This is a genomic window from Mycobacterium sp. NGS69, assembly GCF_059812165.1.
In genome coordinates, this window is the sequence record NZ_JCALCD010000004.1 from 540065 (window position 1) to 556232 (window position 16168).

A 16168-nucleotide genomic window follows, 5' to 3' on the forward strand; every position below is an offset into this window, starting at 1 on the left:
ACACATCAGTGTGATGTGTCGGATCGCCTGCCGAGGGAGGCCCGCCATGCGGACCGCTGTTCCACTGCATTCCCCGGACTTCTACGCGGGCGACCCGTACCCGGCGTACCGGGAGCTGCGCGCCTCGTCGCCGGTGTGCTGGAACGACGTGACGAACTTCTGGGCGTTGCTGAAGTACGAGGACATCCGCTTCGTGTCGAGTAACCCGGCGCTGTTCAGCTCCACCAAGGGCATCACCATCCCCGATCCCGCACAGCCGAGCCCGGTCCAGCCGGGCAGCCTGATCTTCACCGACCCGCCGCGGCACCGGCAGATGCGCAAGCTGATCAACTCCGGGTTCACCCGGCGCCGGGTGGCCGTCCTCGAGCCGAAGATCCGCGAGATCGTGCGGGGCATCCTCGACGACGTCCGACCCGACTCCGTCCACGAGTTCGCCGAAGAGATCGCCGCGCCGCTGCCCACCCGGATGATCGCCGAGCTCATCGGCGCCCCGCCCGACGACTGGGAGCAGTTCCGGGCGTGGTCGGACGCCGCCACCGGAAGCGCCGACCCCGAGATCGAACTCGATCCCTTCGTGGCCATCGGGCAGCTCTTCGAGTACTTCCAGAAGCTGATCGCCCAGCGGCGCGTCGAGGCGCACGACGACCTGTTGTCGGTCCTGGCGGGCGCGGAGATCGACGGGGTGCGACTCACCGACGAAGACCTGCTCAACTTCGCGTTCCTGCTATTGGTCGCCGGCAACGAAACCACCCGCAATCTCATCGCTTTGGGCACGTGGGCGCTGATCGCCCACCCCGACCAGTGCCGGCTGCTGGTCGAGGACCGCTCGCTGATCCCGGGCGCCGTCGAGGAGATGCTGCGCTGGAACAGCCCGGTGACGCACATGGCCCGCTCCGCGACGGCCGACGTCGAGATCCGGGGGCAGCGGATCGCCGAGGGCGACACGGTGGTGATGCTGTACGGGTCGGCCAACCGCGACGAGGACATCTTCGGCGCCGACTCGGAGGAGTTCCGGGTGACCCGCCACCCGAATCCGCACATCGCGTTCGGGTGCGGTGAACACTCGTGCGTCGGTGCGCAATTGGCGCGGCTGGAGGCCTCGGTGATGTTCGACGAGCTGCTGCGGCGCTTCCCCAGGCTGGAGCTGGTCGGCGAGGTGGACCGGATGCGCGCCACCATGGTGCCCGGCGTGAAACGGATGCCGGTGCGGCTCGGGACGGCCGAGTGATGGAGCTCGACTACACGCCCGAGCAACAGCAGCTGCGCGCCGAGATCCGCGCCGCGCTGGAAGAGGTGATGACGCCCGAACGCACCATGGCGCTGAGCGAGCGCATGGAGGGCGGTCCCGAGGTGCGCGAATGCGTGCGCGCCCTGGCGGCGGCCAAGCTGCTGGGCGTCGGCTGGCCCAAAGAGTATGGCGGACGGGGTTTCTCGGAGATCGAGCAATTCATTTTCGCCCAGGAGGCGCAGCGGGTCAGCGCACCGATCCCGCTGGTGACGCTCAACACGGTCGGTCCCACCCTGATGCAATGCGGCACCGAGGAGCAGAAGCGGAAGTTCCTGCCGGCCATCCTCGACGGCAGCGTGGAGTTCGCGATCGGCTACTCCGAGCCGGGGGCGGGCAGCGACCTGGCGTCGCTGCGCACCACCGCGGTGCGCGACGGCGCGGATTACGTGATCAACGGCCAGAAGATGTTCACCAGTGGCGCCGCCTACGCCGACTACATCTGGCTGGCCGCCCGCACCGACCCGAACGTCAAGAAGCACAAGGGCATTTCGATCTTCATCGTGCCCACCTCGTCGCCCGGCTTCTCCTGGCAGCCGCTGCACACCATGCCGGGCATCTCCACCTTCTACACGTTCTACGACGACGTCCGGGTCCCGGCCAGCGCCATCGTGGCCGGCGAGAACCAGGGCTGGCAGCTGATCACCACCCAGTTGAACTTCGAACGCGCCGCCCTGGGCAACCTCGGCGCGCTCGAGCCGCTGTTCGAGAAGACCCTGGACTGGGCCACCACCACCGAGCTCGACGGCGGACGCGTCATCGACCAGCCGTGGGTGCGGCTCGCGCTGGCCAGGGTGGAGGCCCAGGTCGCCGCGTACAAACTCGTCAACACGCGGATCAACGCGGCGATGACGAAGGGCGTGCTCAGCATGGGAGAAGCGTCGGCCGCCAAGGTTTTCGGCACCGAGCTCACGCAGCAGGTCGCCCGCGAGCTGCTGGAGGTGCTCGACGGCAACGGGGTGCGCCGCGGCGACGACGCGCCGTTGCGCGGCGCCCTGGAAACCGCGTATCGCTGGGCCGTCATCAATACGTTCGGCGGTGGCGCCAACGAGATTCAGCGTGACATCATCGCCATGGCCGGGTTGGGGATGCCGAGGGCGCCCCGCGACCTTCGCCCCCAGCAAACAGGAGGATCTTGACGTCCTCCTCTGGCCGAAGCCAGAGGATTCCAACCCGTCCCACTATCTATGCGGCAGGAGAGCAGAGTTGAGGTTCACGGTTCGTAGACCGGCTAATGCCGAGGTCTCCCCGTGCTGTCACCGCCCGTCCGGCGGCGATGTTGCGTGCGGCGTTCACGTCGGCGTTGCACGGACCCGCGGTGCAGGCTTCGCATTGGAAAACCGCTTGGCTCTTACGGTTTCCGGGAGCGACATACCCGCACGCCGAGCATCGTTGCGACGTGTACCCGGCCGGGACCTGTTCGACTCGACCAACGGCTTTGTGCTGCAAGCGCGCAGCGAGCAGACCCCAACCGCTGCGGTTGATCCCGCAGTTCAGAGCGCGTTTGGCGCCAACACCTACTCCGGGCTGCTCCACGGTTCCCCGCGCAGAGCGGGTCATCGCGCGCACGTCCAGCGCCTCGATGCGGATCGTTTCGAACCGGTGCGCGAGATCCGTGGTGGCCTTTTCGACCCAGTCCTTACGTCGGTCGACCTCACGGGCCTTGAGTTTCGCGATTGCGCGTTTCGTGCGAGCGCGCCGATTGGAGCCACGCTTGGCGCGGGCCAGGCGCTGTTGCAGCACCTTGAGGCGCTTGGCCTCGCCGCGGCTCAGGCCAGGGGCATACAGCAGCTCACCCGTCGACAAGGCTGCCGCCACCGTCACGCCACGGTCGATACCCACCACCGAGTCATCGGAAGGCCCCGGAATGGGTTGCGGGACGTGGGCGAACGCGATGTGCCAGCGCCCGGCCCGATCACAGGTGACGCGGTAGGACTTGACACCCCCGGGGACCGGCCGCGACAGACGAAACCGGACCCAGCCGACCTTGGGCACCCACACCCGAGCAAACCGCCCGTTCAGATGCTCGACATGGTGGGCCTTCAACCCGACCTGCCGAAAGCCCTCATGCACAGCGGCTTTGCGCCACGTCGGCCGACGATGAGTGCCATTGAAAAAGTTGCGCATCGCCTGGGCGAAATCCCGCAACGCTTGCTGTTGCACCGTCTGCGAGCCAGCCGCCAGCCACTCATACTCGGCACGGGCCACCGTCAACTGGGCGCACTGCTCGTTGTAGCCCGGCGCTCGCCGACCCGGCTGCCAGTGCTGCTGCTGCTCGACCGCCAAGTTCCACACATACCGAGCGTGGCGACAGTGCTCAACCAACACCACCGCCTGCTCGACAGTCGGAAACAACCGATAACGCGACACCCCCGCAACCTAACCGTCACCACCGACAACCCACCGAAAGGAGACGCGGCGTTCCCACTCGTGGCTAAAGCCAGGGGTTTCCACGCCGCAACAACCTCATGACCGACCAAGATTCCGAGGTGCTTGCGAAGCTGCGGGCGCTCGTCGGCCAGCCCACCGGCGGCACCGGAGCGCCCACGGTGGCACCGGATCCGGTCAACCAGCCGATGATCCGGCACTGGGCCCACGCGCTCGACGACATGAACCCGGTCTACCTCGACCCGGAGTTCGCGGCGTCGTCGCGATTCGGCGGCATCGTGTCGCCGCCGGTGATGCTGCAAACCTGGACCATGCCGTCCCCGAAGCTGGAGGGGATCCGCGAGCGGGGCGGCGCCCCCGTCGAGATCCTCAGCAACCCAACGGCATTTCTGGATGAGGCCGGGTACACCAGCACGGTGGCGACCAACTCGGAATTCGAGATCGAACGCTATCCGCGGCTGGGTGACGTCATCAGCGCGACATCGGTGTTCGAGGACGTCTCCGACGAGAAGAAGACGGCGCTGGGCACCGGCTTCTTTTTGACCTGGTTGATCACCTACACCGACGAGACCGGTGAGGTACTGGGGCGACAGCGATTCCGCGTCCTGCGATTCAGGCCGGCAGCCTGATGGCCCCCCGGCTGGCGCCGGCGATCAGCCCGGACACCGAGTTCTTCTGGAACGGCCTGCGCGAGCACAAGCTGTTGATCCAGCGCTGCGGCGGATGCGGCGCGCTGCGCCACCCGCCTCGCCCCATGTGTCCGAACTGCCGGTCCCTGCAGTGGGAGCCGATCGAATCCTCGGGCCGCGGCACCGTGTACAGCTACGTGATGCCGCACGAACCCCGGTTCCCGTTCTTCGAATATCCCTACATCGTGGCGCTGGTGCAGCTCGACGAAGGGGTGCGGGTGGTGTCGAACCTGTGTGGCATGGACCCCGCCGACGTGACGGTCGGAATGCCGGTCGAGGTCTACTACCAGGCCTTCGATGACGACCTGGTGCTGCACCAGTTTCGGCCCGTCCGGTAGGTGGGGCGATGGATTTCACGTTCACCGAAGAGCAGGAGACGATCGCCAAACTCGCCCGGGATATCTTCGAGCGCCGGGCCACCCCCGAACGGCTGACCGAGCTGGAGGCCGGCGAAACCCGTTATGACGCCGCGCTGTGGAGCGAGCTTGCGGCCGCCGACCTGTTGGGCACCGCGCTGCCCGAGGCGGTCGGCGGCAACGGCGGCGGCTTCCTCGAGCTGGGCGTGCTGCTGGCCGAGGTGGGCTTCAGCGTCGCCCCAGTGCCCGCGTACGCGACGCTGGTGCTCGGCGCCGACCCGATCGCCCGACACGGATCCCCCGAGCAACGGCAACGGTTCCTGCCCGGCGTCGTCGCCGGAACCCGCATCCTGAGCGCGGGCCTGCAGGAGCCGGGCCGATCCGATCCGGCGAGCCCGGCCACCAAAGCCTCTCGCGACGGGGCGAATTGGCGGCTGGACGGGGCCAAGGAGCTGGTCCCGGCTGCCCAAATCGCCGACACCGTCCTGATCCCCGCCGCTACGGACGACGGTGAGGTCGGCCTGTTTTTGCTGCCCACCGACGCCCACGGCGTCGAGATCCGGCCGGTCGCGACCACCAACCGCGAACCGCACGCCGACGTATTCCTCGATGGTGCAACGGTTTCCGCGCAGGACCGGCTCGACGGACGGATCGAATCGCTGCACACGCGGGCGCTGGTCGGCCTGTGCGCGATCCAGCTCGGCGTCTGTGAGCGGGCCTTGCGCATCGCGGCCGACTACACCAGCGGCCGTGAGCAATTCGGGCGGCCCATCGGCAGCTTCCAGGCGGTGCAGCAGCGGATGGCCGACGCCTTCATCGACGTCGAAGCGATCCGATGGACCACCTGGCACGCGGGCTGGCTGATCGCGCGGGAACGAGCTGCGGACCGGGCGGCTCGCATCGCGAAGTTCTGGGCCGCCGACGCCGGCGCCCGGGTCGCCGCCACCACCCAACACGTCCACGGCGGCATCGGGATCGACGTCACCTATCCCCTACACCGCTATTTCCTGTGGGCCAAGCACAACGAGCTCACCCTCGGTCCCGCCACTGCGCAGCTGGCCAGTATCGGCAGCACCTATCCGGAAGGAAACCGATGACCAGCCGCACCACCCTCAAGTGGGTCGACATCAACGTCGGCGACGAGGCGACCCCGCTCGAAATCCCGATCACCACAACGATGATCGTCGCCGGCGCCATCGCGTCGCGGGATTTCATGCCGGTGCACCACGACCGCGACTTCGCCAACAAGCAGGGCTCGCCGAACCTGTTCATGAACATCCTGACCACCAACGGGTACTGCGTGCGCTTCCTCACCGACTGGGCCGGTCCCGAGGCGATGGTGAAGAACCTGTCGATCCGCCTCGGCGTGCCGTGCTTCCCCGACGACCCGCTGCGCTTCACCGGCAGCGTGACGTCCAAAACCGAGGGCTCGGACGGCGAGAACTTCGTCGAAGTGACCTTCAAGGGCTCCAACAGCCTGGGCGATCACGTCTCCGGCACCGCGGTGCTGAGCCTGCTCGACGGGGCCCGCGCATGAGCTCCTCGCTGCCCGGCAGCTGCGCCATCGTCGGGATCGGCCAGACCGAGTTCTCCAAGGAATCCGGGCGCAGCGAGCTCCAATTGGCCTGCGAGGCGGTCAGCGCCGCGCTCGACGACGCCGGCCTGACGCCTGCCGATGTGGACGGCATGGTCACCTTCACCATGGACTCCAGCGACGAGATCGAGATCGCCCGCAACGTGGGCATCGGCGACCTGAGCTTTTTCTCCCGCGTCCATCACGGCGGCGGCGCGGCGGCCGGCACGGTTGTGCACGCGGCGATGGCCGTCGCGACGGGGGTCGCCGACGTGGTGGTCTGCTGGCGCGCATTCAACGAACGGTCCGGCTTCCGGTTCGGCGGCAGCGGGCGCGACATGTCCGCGACCCCGCTGTTCATGGCGCACTACGCCCCGTTCGGATTGCTCACCCCCGCGGCGTGGGTCGCGATGCACGCCCAGCGCTACATGTCGACGTACGGGGTGACCAACGAGGACTTCGGCCGCATCGCCGTCGTCGACCGCGCGCACGCGGCGACCAACCCCGACGCCTGGTTCTACCAGCGCCCGATCACGCTCGAGGATCACCAGAACTCGCGCTGGATCGTCGAACCCGTGCTTCGCCTGCTGGATTGCTGCCAGGAAAGCGACGGCGGGGTCGCGTTGGTGGTGACCAGCGCCGAACGCGCGCGCGACCTGAGGCAGCCGCCGGCCATCATCACCGCGGCCGCCCAGGGTGCGGCCGCCAACGGCGAGATGATGACCAGTTACTACCGCGACGACATCACCGGGCTCCCGGAGATGGGGGTGGTCGCCAACCGGCTGTGGCGCGACTCGGGCCTCAAGCCCCAGGACATCCAAACCGCCTTCATCTACGACCATTTCACGCCGTTCGTGTTCACGCAGCTCGAGGAGCTCGGCTTCTGCGGGCGCGGCGAGGCCAAAGACTTCGCCACCGTCGAGCGGCTGTCGCTGGGCGGGGAATTTCCGATCAACACCAACGGCGGGCTGCTCGGCGAGGCCTACATCCACGGCATGAACGGCATCACCGAGGGCGTGCGCCAGGTGCGCGGCACCTCGCACAACCAGGTCGAGGGCGTCGAGCACGTGCTCGTCACGTCGGGAACCGGCGTGCCGACCAGCGGGCTGATCCTCGCGCCCGCCGACTAAGGGGGAAGCTCATGCCCAAGCTCGCGGTCTTGACCGCACCGGGGGGGCCGATCGAGCTGGCCGAATTCCCGCTCACCGCGCCCGCGCCGGGGACCGCGGCGCTCAAGCTGCGGATGGCGGGCATCTGCGGATCCGACCTGCACATCTTCCGCGGCGAGCTGCCGCTGCCGTGCCCCTTTGCCCTGGGCCACGAAATGGTCGGCGAGATAGCCGAACTCGGCGAGGGGCTGACCTCCGACGCGACCGGCAAGCCGCTCGCCGTCGGCGACCGCGTCGTCACACCGTACTTTTGGACCTGCGGGCAGTGCCACGCGTGCGCGCGGGGCCGGTCGTATGCGTGCCAGAACCTGATGGCCGGCGAATACCGCACCCACGAGCAGCGACCGCACTTCGTGGCCGCGCACGGCGAGTACTACTACACCAGTCGGCGGCAACCGGTGTACAAGGTGCCCGAGGAGCTCTCCGACGAGGCCGTCACGCCGCTCAATTGTGCGCTGGCACAGGTGCTTTTCGCGCTGCGCGACGTGCGACTGGGCGACACCGTCGTCATCCAGGGCGCGGGCGGGCTGGGCATCAACGCCGCCGCAGTGGCCCGCACCGCGGGCGCGGCGGCCGTCATCGTCATCGACAAGATCCCCGAACGGCTCGACGTCGCATCCGATTTCGGTGCGACCCATTGCATCGACGCCAGCGACATCTCATCCTACGAGCTGACCGAGCGGGTCCGCCAACATACCGACGGCATCGGCGCCGACTGGGTGCTCGAGGTCGTCGGCGTGCCGGGCGTCATTCCCGAAGGGGTCGGCTTTCTGAACAACGGCGGCACGCTGCTCGAGGTCGGCAACGTCGGGATGGGACGCACCTTCGAGCTCGACCCCAGCGCCCTGGTCTACGGCAACAAGTCGGTGCGCGGCGTGATGCTCTACGACCCGGTCACGCTGGCGATCGGGTTGTCCTTCCTGCGGCACACCAATTTTCCGTTCGGCCGGCTGATGCCCAAACCGTTTCGCCTGGGCGACGTCAACGACGCGTTCGCCGCCGCCGACGCCGGGCTGGTGCCGAGGGGGGCGTTGGTGCCGTGACGACACAGGCGGCGCAGACCACCGACACGCGCGAACTCATCGTCGAGTCCGCGTTCATTTGTTTCGGCAGACAGGGATTGGACAAGGCGACCATCGTCGACATCGCCAAGCAGGCCGGCGTTTCGCGCAGCACCGTCTACGAGTACTTCAGCGACAAGGGCGCGATCGTCGAGGCGTGCGCCGAACACGCGTCCGAACGCTTCTACCGCGAGATGTCCAGGGCGATGGAGGCGGGCAGCTCGCTCGAGGACAAGCTGAGCCGCGCGGCGGTGTTCGTCACCCAGGCGCGGCAGGTCCTGGCCTCCGAGAAGTACTTTGACGAGGACGCCACCAGCCTGCTGCTGACCAAGGACGCCGCGGTGTTGTTGCGCGAGTGCGTCGAGTTCTTCGCGCCCTACCTGTCCGCCGCCAGGCTCACCGGCGAGGTCCGCAAGGACCTCGACGTCGAGGCCGCCGGGGAATGGTTTGCCCGCATGCTCTTTTCGCTCTTCAGCACGCCGTCGTCGACGCTGGACATGAACGACCCCGAGGTGGTGGCGGAGTTCGTACGCGCGCACGTGGTGCGGGGATTCGCGGGCGATCGCCCGCGGCCCCGGCGCGGCTAGGGCTCAGCGCCGCTGTTGCGGCCAAACGGTTTCGGGGGCATGAACCGGTCGGCCGTGGCCGGGCAGCAGGTGGGCGACCGGCAGCTCCTCGAGGCGCCGGCGGGTGGCGGCGGCACTCGACGCGTCGACGATTTCCGGTGTGTGCCAGGCCTTGCCGCGCACGGTCAGCACGGCATCACCGGACAGCAGCGTCCGGGTGCTCGGATTCCACAGCGCGATGCTGTCGTCGGTGTGACCGTAAGCATTGATCACGGTCCACTCCGACGCGCCGGGCAGCGGCCGGCCGTCGCCGAGCCCGCCGGCCGGCGAGGGACCCCTCCAGCGCATGCCGAGCGGGGTGCCGTATCCGGCCACCCGGGCGCCGCCGAGCAGCCCCGCCACCCCGACCCGGTCGAGCGGCTGGTCGATCATGGTGGGCCAGATGGTTGCGGCCTTGGCCGGCGTCGGCGTCCGCGGCTTCACCCCGTCGAGGTAAGTGAGCGTCGCCTCGGGCAACCAGATCGGCGCGCGGTGGCGTGCCGCCAGTTCCACCGCGCCGGCGACGTGGTCGCTGTGGCCATGCGTCGCCACCACGGCCCGCAGGGTCCCGCCGCGGCCCAGCACGGCCGCGAGGTCGCCGGCGACCCGCGGCAGTCCGGCGTCGACGACCACCACGCCGTCGTCGCCCCGCAGCACATAACAGTTGAAGATCCAGCGCGACACCCGCGTGATGCCAAGGTCGGGCATCTCGTCGACAACCAGGCTCATAGCGCAGAGGCTACGCCCTAGTGCGTCAGCGCCCGCAGGAAGAACGCCAGGTTGGCCGGCCGCTCGGCGAGCCGCCGCAGGAAGTATCCGTACCACTGCGTGCCGAACGGTACGTACACCCGCACGCGGTTGCCCGCGTCGGCCAACCGCCGCTGTTCGCGGTCGCGGATGCCGTACAGCATCTGGTATTCGAAATCACCTGCGCCACGGCCCAATTCCCCGGCGATGCCGGGAACCGCCTCGATGATCGCCGGGTCGTGCGACGCCACCATCGGATAGCCCGACCCGGCCATCAGCACCCGAAGGCAGGCCAGATAGGACTCGGTGACCTCGGCGCCGTCCCGGTAGGCCACCGACGCGGGCTCGTCGTAGGCGCCCTTGCACAACCGGATCCGGGCCCCGGAAGCGGCGAATTCCTCGCAGTCGCCGAGCGTGCGCCGCAGATAGGCCTGCAAAACCGCGCCAAGCCAGGGGAATTCGGCCCGCAGGTCGCGCACGATCGACAGCGTCGAGTCGGTCGTGGTGTGGTCCTCCGCGTCCACCGTCACCCAAATCCCGGCCCGCCGCGCGGCCGAGCAGATCGACCAGGCGTTCTCCCGCGCGATCTTCTCGCCGTCGCGCTCCAGCGACTGCCCCAGCGCCGACAGCTTCAGCGACACCTCCAGCGGCCGGATGCCGTCATCACCGACATCGCCGGACCGGCTCAGCACCTCGATCAGATCCAGGTAGGTTTGCGTCGCCGCGTCGGCGTCGTCAACGTCGGTGACGTCCTCGCCGAGGTAGTCGACGCTGACCCATCGATCCGATTCGCGTAGCGCGGCAACGCTATTCAGCGCCGAATCGATGGTCTCCCCAGGCACGAACCGGCGCACCACCCGCCGGGTGATCGGCAGCCGCTCGGCGGCCCGGCGCAACCCCTCGCGCCGCCGGGCCGCCATGATCGCCGGACGAACCGTGCGCGCGAAGACGCCGGCCATCAGTCGCCCTGCATGTGCGGGTAGGTGTGGTCGGTGGCCGGGATAAATGTTTCCTTGATGGTGCGGGCCGACGTCCAGCGCAACAGGTTCAGCACCGATCCGGCCTTGTCGTTGGTGCCGGATGCGCGCGAACCCCCGAACGGCTGGCGCCCGACCACCGCCCCGGTCGGCTTGTCGTTGACGTAGAAGTTCCCGGCGGCGAACCGCAGCCGGTCCTGCGCGGTCAACACGGCCGCACGGTCGTCGGCGATGACGGCGCCGGTCAGCGCGTAGCGAGAGCCGGTGTCGACGACGTCGAGGATCCGTTCGTACTGGTCGTCGGGATAGACGTGCACCGACAGCAGCGGACCGAAGTACTCGGTCGCGAAGGCCTGGTCGGTGGGGTCGTCGGACAGCAGCACGGTGGGCCGCACGAAATAGCCGACGCTGTCGTCGTATTCGCCGCCGACGGCGATGGTCATCCCGGGCGCGCCCTTCGCCCGCTCGATGGCGTCGACGTTCTTGGTGAAGGCCCGCCGGTCGATCAGCCCGCCGCCGTAGTTGGTCAGGTCGGTGATGTCGCCGTAGCGCAGCGCGGCGGTCCGGCCCAGGAAGGCGTCGCCCATGCGCTGCCACACCGAGTGCGCCACGAACGCCCGCGACGCGGCCGAGCACTTCTGCCCCTGGTAGTCGAACGCGCCGCGAATAAGCGCCGTGGTCAAAACGTCCGGGCGCGCCGAGGCGTGCGCGACGACGAAGTCCTTGCCGCCGGTCTCCCCGACCAGCCGCGGATAGCTGTGGTAGCGGCCGATGTTGGCGCCGACCCGCTGCCAAAGTTGTTGGAAGGTGGCCGTCGACCCGGTGAAGTGGATGCCGGACAGCCGCGGATCGTCCAGCGCCACATCGGAAACCGCGAACCCGTCGCCGGTGACCAGGTTGATCACGCCGGGTGGCAGGCCGGCCGCCTCGAGCAGTTGCATGGTCAGGTAGGCCGACAGGGTTTGGGTGATGGACGGCTTCCACACCGCGGTGTTTCCCATCAACGCGGGCGCGGTCGGCAGGTTGCCGGCGATCGAGGTGAAGTTGAACGGAGTGATCGCGTACACGAAGCCGTCCAGCGGCCGGTAGTCGCTGCGGTTCCACTCGCCGGGCCCGCTGATCGGCTGCTGCGCCAGGATCTGGCGGGCGAACGCCACGTTGAACCGCCAGAAGTCGACCTGCTCACAGGGCGAGTCGATCTCGGCCTGATAAGCCGACTTGGATTGGCCGAGCATCGTTGCGGCGGCGATCTTTTCGCGCCACGGCCCGGCCAGCAGGTCGGCCGCACGCAGGAACACCGCGGCGCGCTCGTCGAAAGGCATTGCCGCCCAGTCCTTCTTGGCGGCCATCGCGGCCTCGATGGCCGCCGCCGCGTCGGCGTGCCCGGCGTTGGTGAGGGTACCCAGCTTCGCGGCGTGCCGGTGCGGCTGCACGACGTCGATCCGCTCGCCGTCGCCCATCCGGTGCTTGCCACCGATGACGTGCGGCAGGTCGATCGGATTGGCGGCCAGGTCGCTGAGCTCGGAGAGCAGGCGGGTTCGTTCCGGGGATTTCGGGGCGTAGTCGTGGACCGGCTCGTTGGCAGGGACAGGTACCTCGGTGATCGCGTCCATGACGCTAAGGGTCCCCCGGACGCGGCGCCATCCCGTTAGCCGATTGAACAAGATCGTCTGCATTTGGTAGTAAGATCGGACAACATGCAAGCGGCGCGGGTCGGCCTGGGCCAGCTGCTGCTGGCGCTGGACGCGACGCTGGTCAGCCTGGTCGACGCGCCCAGGGGCCTCGACCTTCCGGTGGGATCCGCGGCGCTGATCGATTCCGATGACGTGCGGCTGGGCCTGGCGGCCGCGGCCGGCTCGGCCGACGCCTTCTTCCTGCTCGGGGTCGCCGAGGACGAGGCCCTGCGCTGGCTTCACGAACAAGCGCGCGCGCCGGTGGCCGTCTTCGCCAAAGAGCCGTCGAATGCGTTGGTGACCAAGGCGGTCGCGGCCGGGTCGGCGGTGGTGGCCGTCGAACCGAGGGCGCGCTGGGAGCGGCTCTACCAGTTGGTCAATCACGTCCTGGAACACCATGGGGACCGCGGCGAGCCGGTCGACGATTCGGGCACCGACCTGTTCGGCCTGGCCCAGTCGCTGGCCGACCGCATCCACGGCATGGTCAGCATCGAAGACGCGCAGTCGCACGTGCTCGCCTATTCGGCCTCCAACGACGAGGCCGACGAGTTGCGCCGCCTTTCCATCCTGGGCCGCGCCGGCCCGCCCGAGCATTTGCAGTGGATCGGCCAATGGGGCATCTTCGACGCGCTGCGAGCCAGCGGCGAGGTGGTGCGCGTCGCCGAACGCCCGGAGCTGGGGCTTCGGCCGCGGCTGGCGATCGGGGTCCACCAACCGCCGGCCGGTGCCCGCCGGCCGCCGGTGTTCGCCGGCACGATCTGGGTGCAGCAAGGGTCGCAGCCCCTGGCCGACGACGCCGACGAAATATTGCGCGGCGCAGCGGTATTGGCAGCCCGGATCATGGCCCGCCTGGCCGCGCGGCCGTCCACGCAGGCGCGCCGGGTGCAGCAACTTCTGGGGCTGACGGACGAGCCGGCCGACGTGGGCGCCATAGCGCGCGACCTCGGCCTCGCCGCCGATGGCGCCGCCGCGCTGATCGGCTGGAATACCATCGGGGACCCCCATCCACGGCTGCCCGAGGTTCTGGCCCTGAGCGCCAGCGCTTTTCGTCGTGACGCCCAGATCGCGTCGCACGATTCGCGAATCTACGTGCTGTTGCCCCAGACCCAGATGCGGTCGGTCGCTTCCTGGGTCCGTGGCACGATCGCCGCGCTGCGCGCCGAGATCGGCGTAGAGCTGCGCGCCGCCATCGCCGCGCCGGTCGCCGGCTTGGCGGGGGTCGCCGCGGCGCGCGCCGAACTGGACCGCGTGCTCGATAGCGCTGAGCGACACCCGGTTTCGATCGGACGTGTGACATCGGTGGCCGAAGCGCGCACAACCGTCCTGCTCGACGAGATCGTCACGCTGGTCGGCGCCAACGAGCGGCTGGTCGACACGCGCATACGCGACCTGCGCGCCCGCGACCCCGTGCTGGCGGAGACCCTGCGGGCGTACCTGGACAGCTTCGGCGACGTCGCCGCCGCCGCCGAGTGGCTGCAGGTGCACCCCAACACCGTCCGCTACCGGGTGCGGCGGATCGAGAAGCTGCTTGGCACCTCGCTGTCGGACCCCGAGGTGCGGTTGGTGTTTTCGCTGGGATTGCGGGTGACCGAACGCCCGGCGTAGTTATCCACAGTTGGCGGTTGCCCACAATTGCGCTTTCGGGGCCCCCGCGGGTCGGCAGCCGGGACTAGATTCGAGAATGCGTTCGCGTTGCCGCGTGCCGAAGCGATTAGCGGTGACTTTGGCCTAAAACCTGCTTTGACCTGCGGCTCTATGTGTGCAAACGCGGCGACTGCCGAAGCTGGCCGCGGTCCGGTCGATGACCGAGAACCGCGGCGGCTTTGGTTGGCCCCAGGTGGTCAAGGGCTGGTGCCGGGCCGCCCATCCTCGGCTAACTGGGCACGGAAATCCTCTAACATCGTCTGGAAATCGGGTTTCCTTGCCCGGTACGCGGCGAAAACGCGATCCAGCTGAGACCCATCCCAGGGCTCGTCGCGGGCCGCCGCGCACAGCGCTTCGTAGACCACCGAAATCCAGTCTGTGCCGAAGAGCTCTGTGACCGGGCCGCGGTATCGGTGGCGGCGAAGATCCTGTCGGAGAAAATCCTCAATCGTGGCGCCATCCCCGGTGTTGAGATCGATCTGGAGCGCCGTGGAAATCCGCTTTACTTCCTGGCGCCAGTTGTCGAGGAGGTTGGCGTATTCGACGAACACCCGCGGCAGGGCGCGCGTGTCTCCCTCGGCCAGCAGATTGTATTTCAGCCATAAGGCACTCGAGAGCTCCGTCGAAGCTCGATCGCGCACCGCGAGCGACGCGATGACCTCTTGGGGGTGGCGCACCGAGATCACGGTCGCGATGTCGAAGCCGGCCTGACGCGCCGCCTCGAACCACAGGCTGGAGAGAGCCGTTATTCTCGGCTCCTTAATGACCACGAGCGGCGCAGCCGGCAGGGTTGTGAGAAACTCCCCGATCTCGGCGATGCAGGCAACGATTTCTCTGGCGTCGAATGCGCCCTCCTCGTACAGGCGTAGTGAAGGGTCGTGCCAGTTGCTGCCGTGGCGGTCCAGGATTGCCTCGTTGATACGCAGGGCTTTAATCGGTTCCCAATGGCCGAGCGGATTGCTCGTGTGGGCGCCTAGCAGCTCGGCCGGGAGCGCACCACCGCACAGCGACAGAACCCGTGTGAGCGCCGATGTTCCGGAGCGGCCCATGCCCAGCACGAACAGAGCTACTGGACGCGCCGCAGTGCCGGTCTGTGCGGCCGCTGTGTCGTCGCCGCCAGATGCCGCCGAGATCGTGCCAACATCCATGTCTCAACCTAACAACGGCCCCATACCCCGGGTTGCCCGTTCCGAGCGGGTCGCCAGAAAAAGGCGTATTTCTGTTTCCAGAGCGGCAAGAGGATATGGGAAAACCTAGCTACCTCTCCGAAGGGTTGCTAGCGTCCCGATGAACCAGTTCACGTGGAGTCCATAGCCTTGGCGGTGATGGGTAATAGAGCCAGTCGATAGCATCACCTGCTCAAGACGTTCTGGCCCGGCTGGCGGGATCGACGGTGGCCCGATGGCACCATCGTGTGGACCTCCCCTGCCGGGCACGCATACGTCACCCGACCGGGCAGACGCCTACTGTTTCCCGCCCTGCGCCTGCCTACCGGCGAATTGCCCAGTGCCCCAACCGCATACCCGCCCCTCGGCGGTCGCGGCATCGTGATGCCCACCCGGCGCCGCACCCGCGACCAAGACCGCAACCGTCGCATCGACGCCGAACGCGCCCTCAATGACGACCGCGTCGCCGAACGCAACAGGCCCCCGCCGTTCTAGACGGCGGTTACTGGGGTGGCCCTATTGCCAGTCGACCGGCAGATCGCCGGCGTGGTTGGGGCACACGTCAATCGTGGCGGCCTTGAGCACGTGCGCCGCATCCAATGGCGGCATTTCGTGGGACAGCACCACGAAGGCGTACTGCCCCGCGTACGACGAGTACCCGTTGATCATCGCGCTGGAGTGGTCGTCCATCAGTGCGCACGCCTCGCGCTCCCGGTTGGTGTCGGCGTGCGCAATTCCGGAACCAAACCAGGCGGCCAGGCAGACGGTCGCCGTGGCGGTGAGCAATTTATACTGGCGTGTGTGCAATTTCCCGAGGGGCATGTGGAATTTTACC

General features: G+C 68.3%; 16 protein-coding genes. 10 read left to right on the forward strand and 6 right to left on the reverse strand.

Going from position 1 to position 16168, the window contains the following annotated elements; translation table 11 throughout:
• Positions 1 to 46: 46 nt before the first annotated feature.
• Positions 47 to 1228, forward strand: coding sequence for a cytochrome P450 (locus AC5Y2S_RS15320; protein WP_499956930.1), 1182 nt, complete (start codon positions 47 to 49; stop codon positions 1226 to 1228).
• Complete coding sequence (locus AC5Y2S_RS15325; protein ID WP_499956931.1) at positions 1228 to 2424, forward strand: acyl-CoA dehydrogenase family protein; 1197 nt, start codon at positions 1228 to 1230, stop codon at positions 2422 to 2424. Before AC5Y2S_RS15320 ends, AC5Y2S_RS15325 begins: the two co-directional genes overlap by 1 nt.
• A 46-nt stretch (positions 2425 to 2470) precedes the next feature.
• On the opposite strand, the gene AC5Y2S_RS15330 is transcribed toward AC5Y2S_RS15325, so the two are convergent.
• A complete protein-coding gene (locus AC5Y2S_RS15330; protein ID WP_499956932.1) occupies positions 2471 to 3655 on the reverse strand; it encodes an RNA-guided endonuclease InsQ/TnpB family protein in 1185 nt (394 codons plus the stop codon).
• Positions 3656 to 3753: 98 nt separating this feature from the next.
• On the opposite strand from AC5Y2S_RS15330, the gene AC5Y2S_RS15335 reads away from it, so the two are divergent.
• The 7 genes from AC5Y2S_RS15335 to AC5Y2S_RS15365 are packed head-to-tail and all read left to right on the forward strand — an operon-like array spanning position 3754 to position 9108.
• Positions 3754 to 4302 carry an FAS1-like dehydratase domain-containing protein gene (locus AC5Y2S_RS15335; protein ID WP_499956933.1) on the forward strand — a complete coding sequence of 183 codons (549 nt, stop codon included), beginning with the start codon at positions 3754 to 3756 and terminating at the stop codon, positions 4300 to 4302.
• Complete coding sequence (locus AC5Y2S_RS15340) at positions 4302 to 4700, forward strand: Zn-ribbon domain-containing OB-fold protein (protein WP_499956934.1); 399 nt, start codon at positions 4302 to 4304, stop codon at positions 4698 to 4700. Before AC5Y2S_RS15335 ends, AC5Y2S_RS15340 begins: the two co-directional genes overlap by 1 nt.
• Before the next feature lie 8 nt (positions 4701 to 4708).
• Positions 4709 to 5815: an acyl-CoA dehydrogenase family protein gene (locus tag AC5Y2S_RS15345; protein WP_499956935.1), complete on the forward strand. Its 1107-nt coding sequence runs from the start codon at positions 4709 to 4711 to the stop codon at positions 5813 to 5815.
• A complete protein-coding gene (locus AC5Y2S_RS15350; protein ID WP_499904675.1) occupies positions 5812 to 6255 on the forward strand; it encodes a MaoC family dehydratase in 444 nt (147 codons plus the stop codon). Before AC5Y2S_RS15345 ends, AC5Y2S_RS15350 begins: the two co-directional genes overlap by 4 nt.
• Positions 6252 to 7421: a lipid-transfer protein gene (locus AC5Y2S_RS15355; RefSeq protein ID WP_499956936.1), complete on the forward strand. Its 1170-nt coding sequence runs from the start codon at positions 6252 to 6254 to the stop codon at positions 7419 to 7421. Before AC5Y2S_RS15350 ends, AC5Y2S_RS15355 begins: the two co-directional genes overlap by 4 nt.
• An 11-nt stretch (positions 7422 to 7432) precedes the next feature.
• Positions 7433 to 8503 carry a zinc-binding dehydrogenase gene (locus tag AC5Y2S_RS15360; RefSeq protein ID WP_499956937.1) on the forward strand — a complete coding sequence of 357 codons (1071 nt, stop codon included), beginning with the start codon at positions 7433 to 7435 and terminating at the stop codon, positions 8501 to 8503.
• Positions 8500 to 9108 carry a TetR/AcrR family transcriptional regulator gene (locus tag AC5Y2S_RS15365; RefSeq protein WP_499956938.1) on the forward strand — a complete coding sequence of 203 codons (609 nt, stop codon included), beginning with the start codon at positions 8500 to 8502 and terminating at the stop codon, positions 9106 to 9108. The genes AC5Y2S_RS15360 and AC5Y2S_RS15365 overlap by 4 nt, the downstream gene beginning before the upstream one ends.
• Before the next feature lie 3 nt (positions 9109 to 9111).
• On the opposite strand, the gene AC5Y2S_RS15370 is transcribed toward AC5Y2S_RS15365, so the two are convergent.
• The 3 genes from AC5Y2S_RS15370 to pruA are packed head-to-tail and all read right to left on the reverse strand — an operon-like array spanning position 9112 to position 12463.
• Positions 9112 to 9855 (reverse strand): MBL fold metallo-hydrolase, encoded by a 744-nt coding sequence (locus AC5Y2S_RS15370; protein WP_499956939.1) that lies wholly within the window; start codon positions 9853 to 9855, stop codon positions 9112 to 9114.
• Positions 9856 to 9872: 17 nt separating this feature from the next.
• Positions 9873 to 10832, reverse strand: a complete 960-nt coding sequence (locus AC5Y2S_RS15375) for a proline dehydrogenase family protein (protein WP_499956940.1) — start codon at positions 10830 to 10832, stop codon at positions 9873 to 9875.
• A complete protein-coding gene (pruA, locus tag AC5Y2S_RS15380; protein WP_499956941.1) occupies positions 10832 to 12463 on the reverse strand; it encodes an L-glutamate gamma-semialdehyde dehydrogenase in 1632 nt (543 codons plus the stop codon). The genes AC5Y2S_RS15375 and pruA overlap by 1 nt, the downstream gene beginning before the upstream one ends.
• An 84-nt stretch (positions 12464 to 12547) precedes the next feature.
• Here pruA and AC5Y2S_RS15385 point away from each other — a divergent pair, with 84 nt between their 5' ends.
• Positions 12548 to 14128, forward strand: coding sequence for a PucR family transcriptional regulator (locus tag AC5Y2S_RS15385; protein ID WP_499956942.1), 1581 nt, complete (start codon positions 12548 to 12550; stop codon positions 14126 to 14128).
• Positions 14129 to 14364: 236 nt separating this feature from the next.
• On the opposite strand, the gene AC5Y2S_RS15390 is transcribed toward AC5Y2S_RS15385, so the two are convergent.
• Both AC5Y2S_RS15390 and AC5Y2S_RS15395 read right to left on the reverse strand, forming a co-directional pair.
• The gene (locus tag AC5Y2S_RS15390) at positions 14365 to 15216 is read right to left on the reverse strand and encodes a sulfotransferase family protein (protein WP_499957067.1); all 852 of its coding nucleotides are present in this window, start codon (positions 15214 to 15216) and stop codon (positions 14365 to 14367) included.
• 633 nt (positions 15217 to 15849) lie between these two features.
• Positions 15850 to 16119, reverse strand: coding sequence for a hypothetical protein (locus tag AC5Y2S_RS15395; RefSeq protein WP_499904688.1), 270 nt, complete (start codon positions 16117 to 16119; stop codon positions 15850 to 15852).
• Positions 16120 to 16168: the final 49 nt, after the last annotated feature.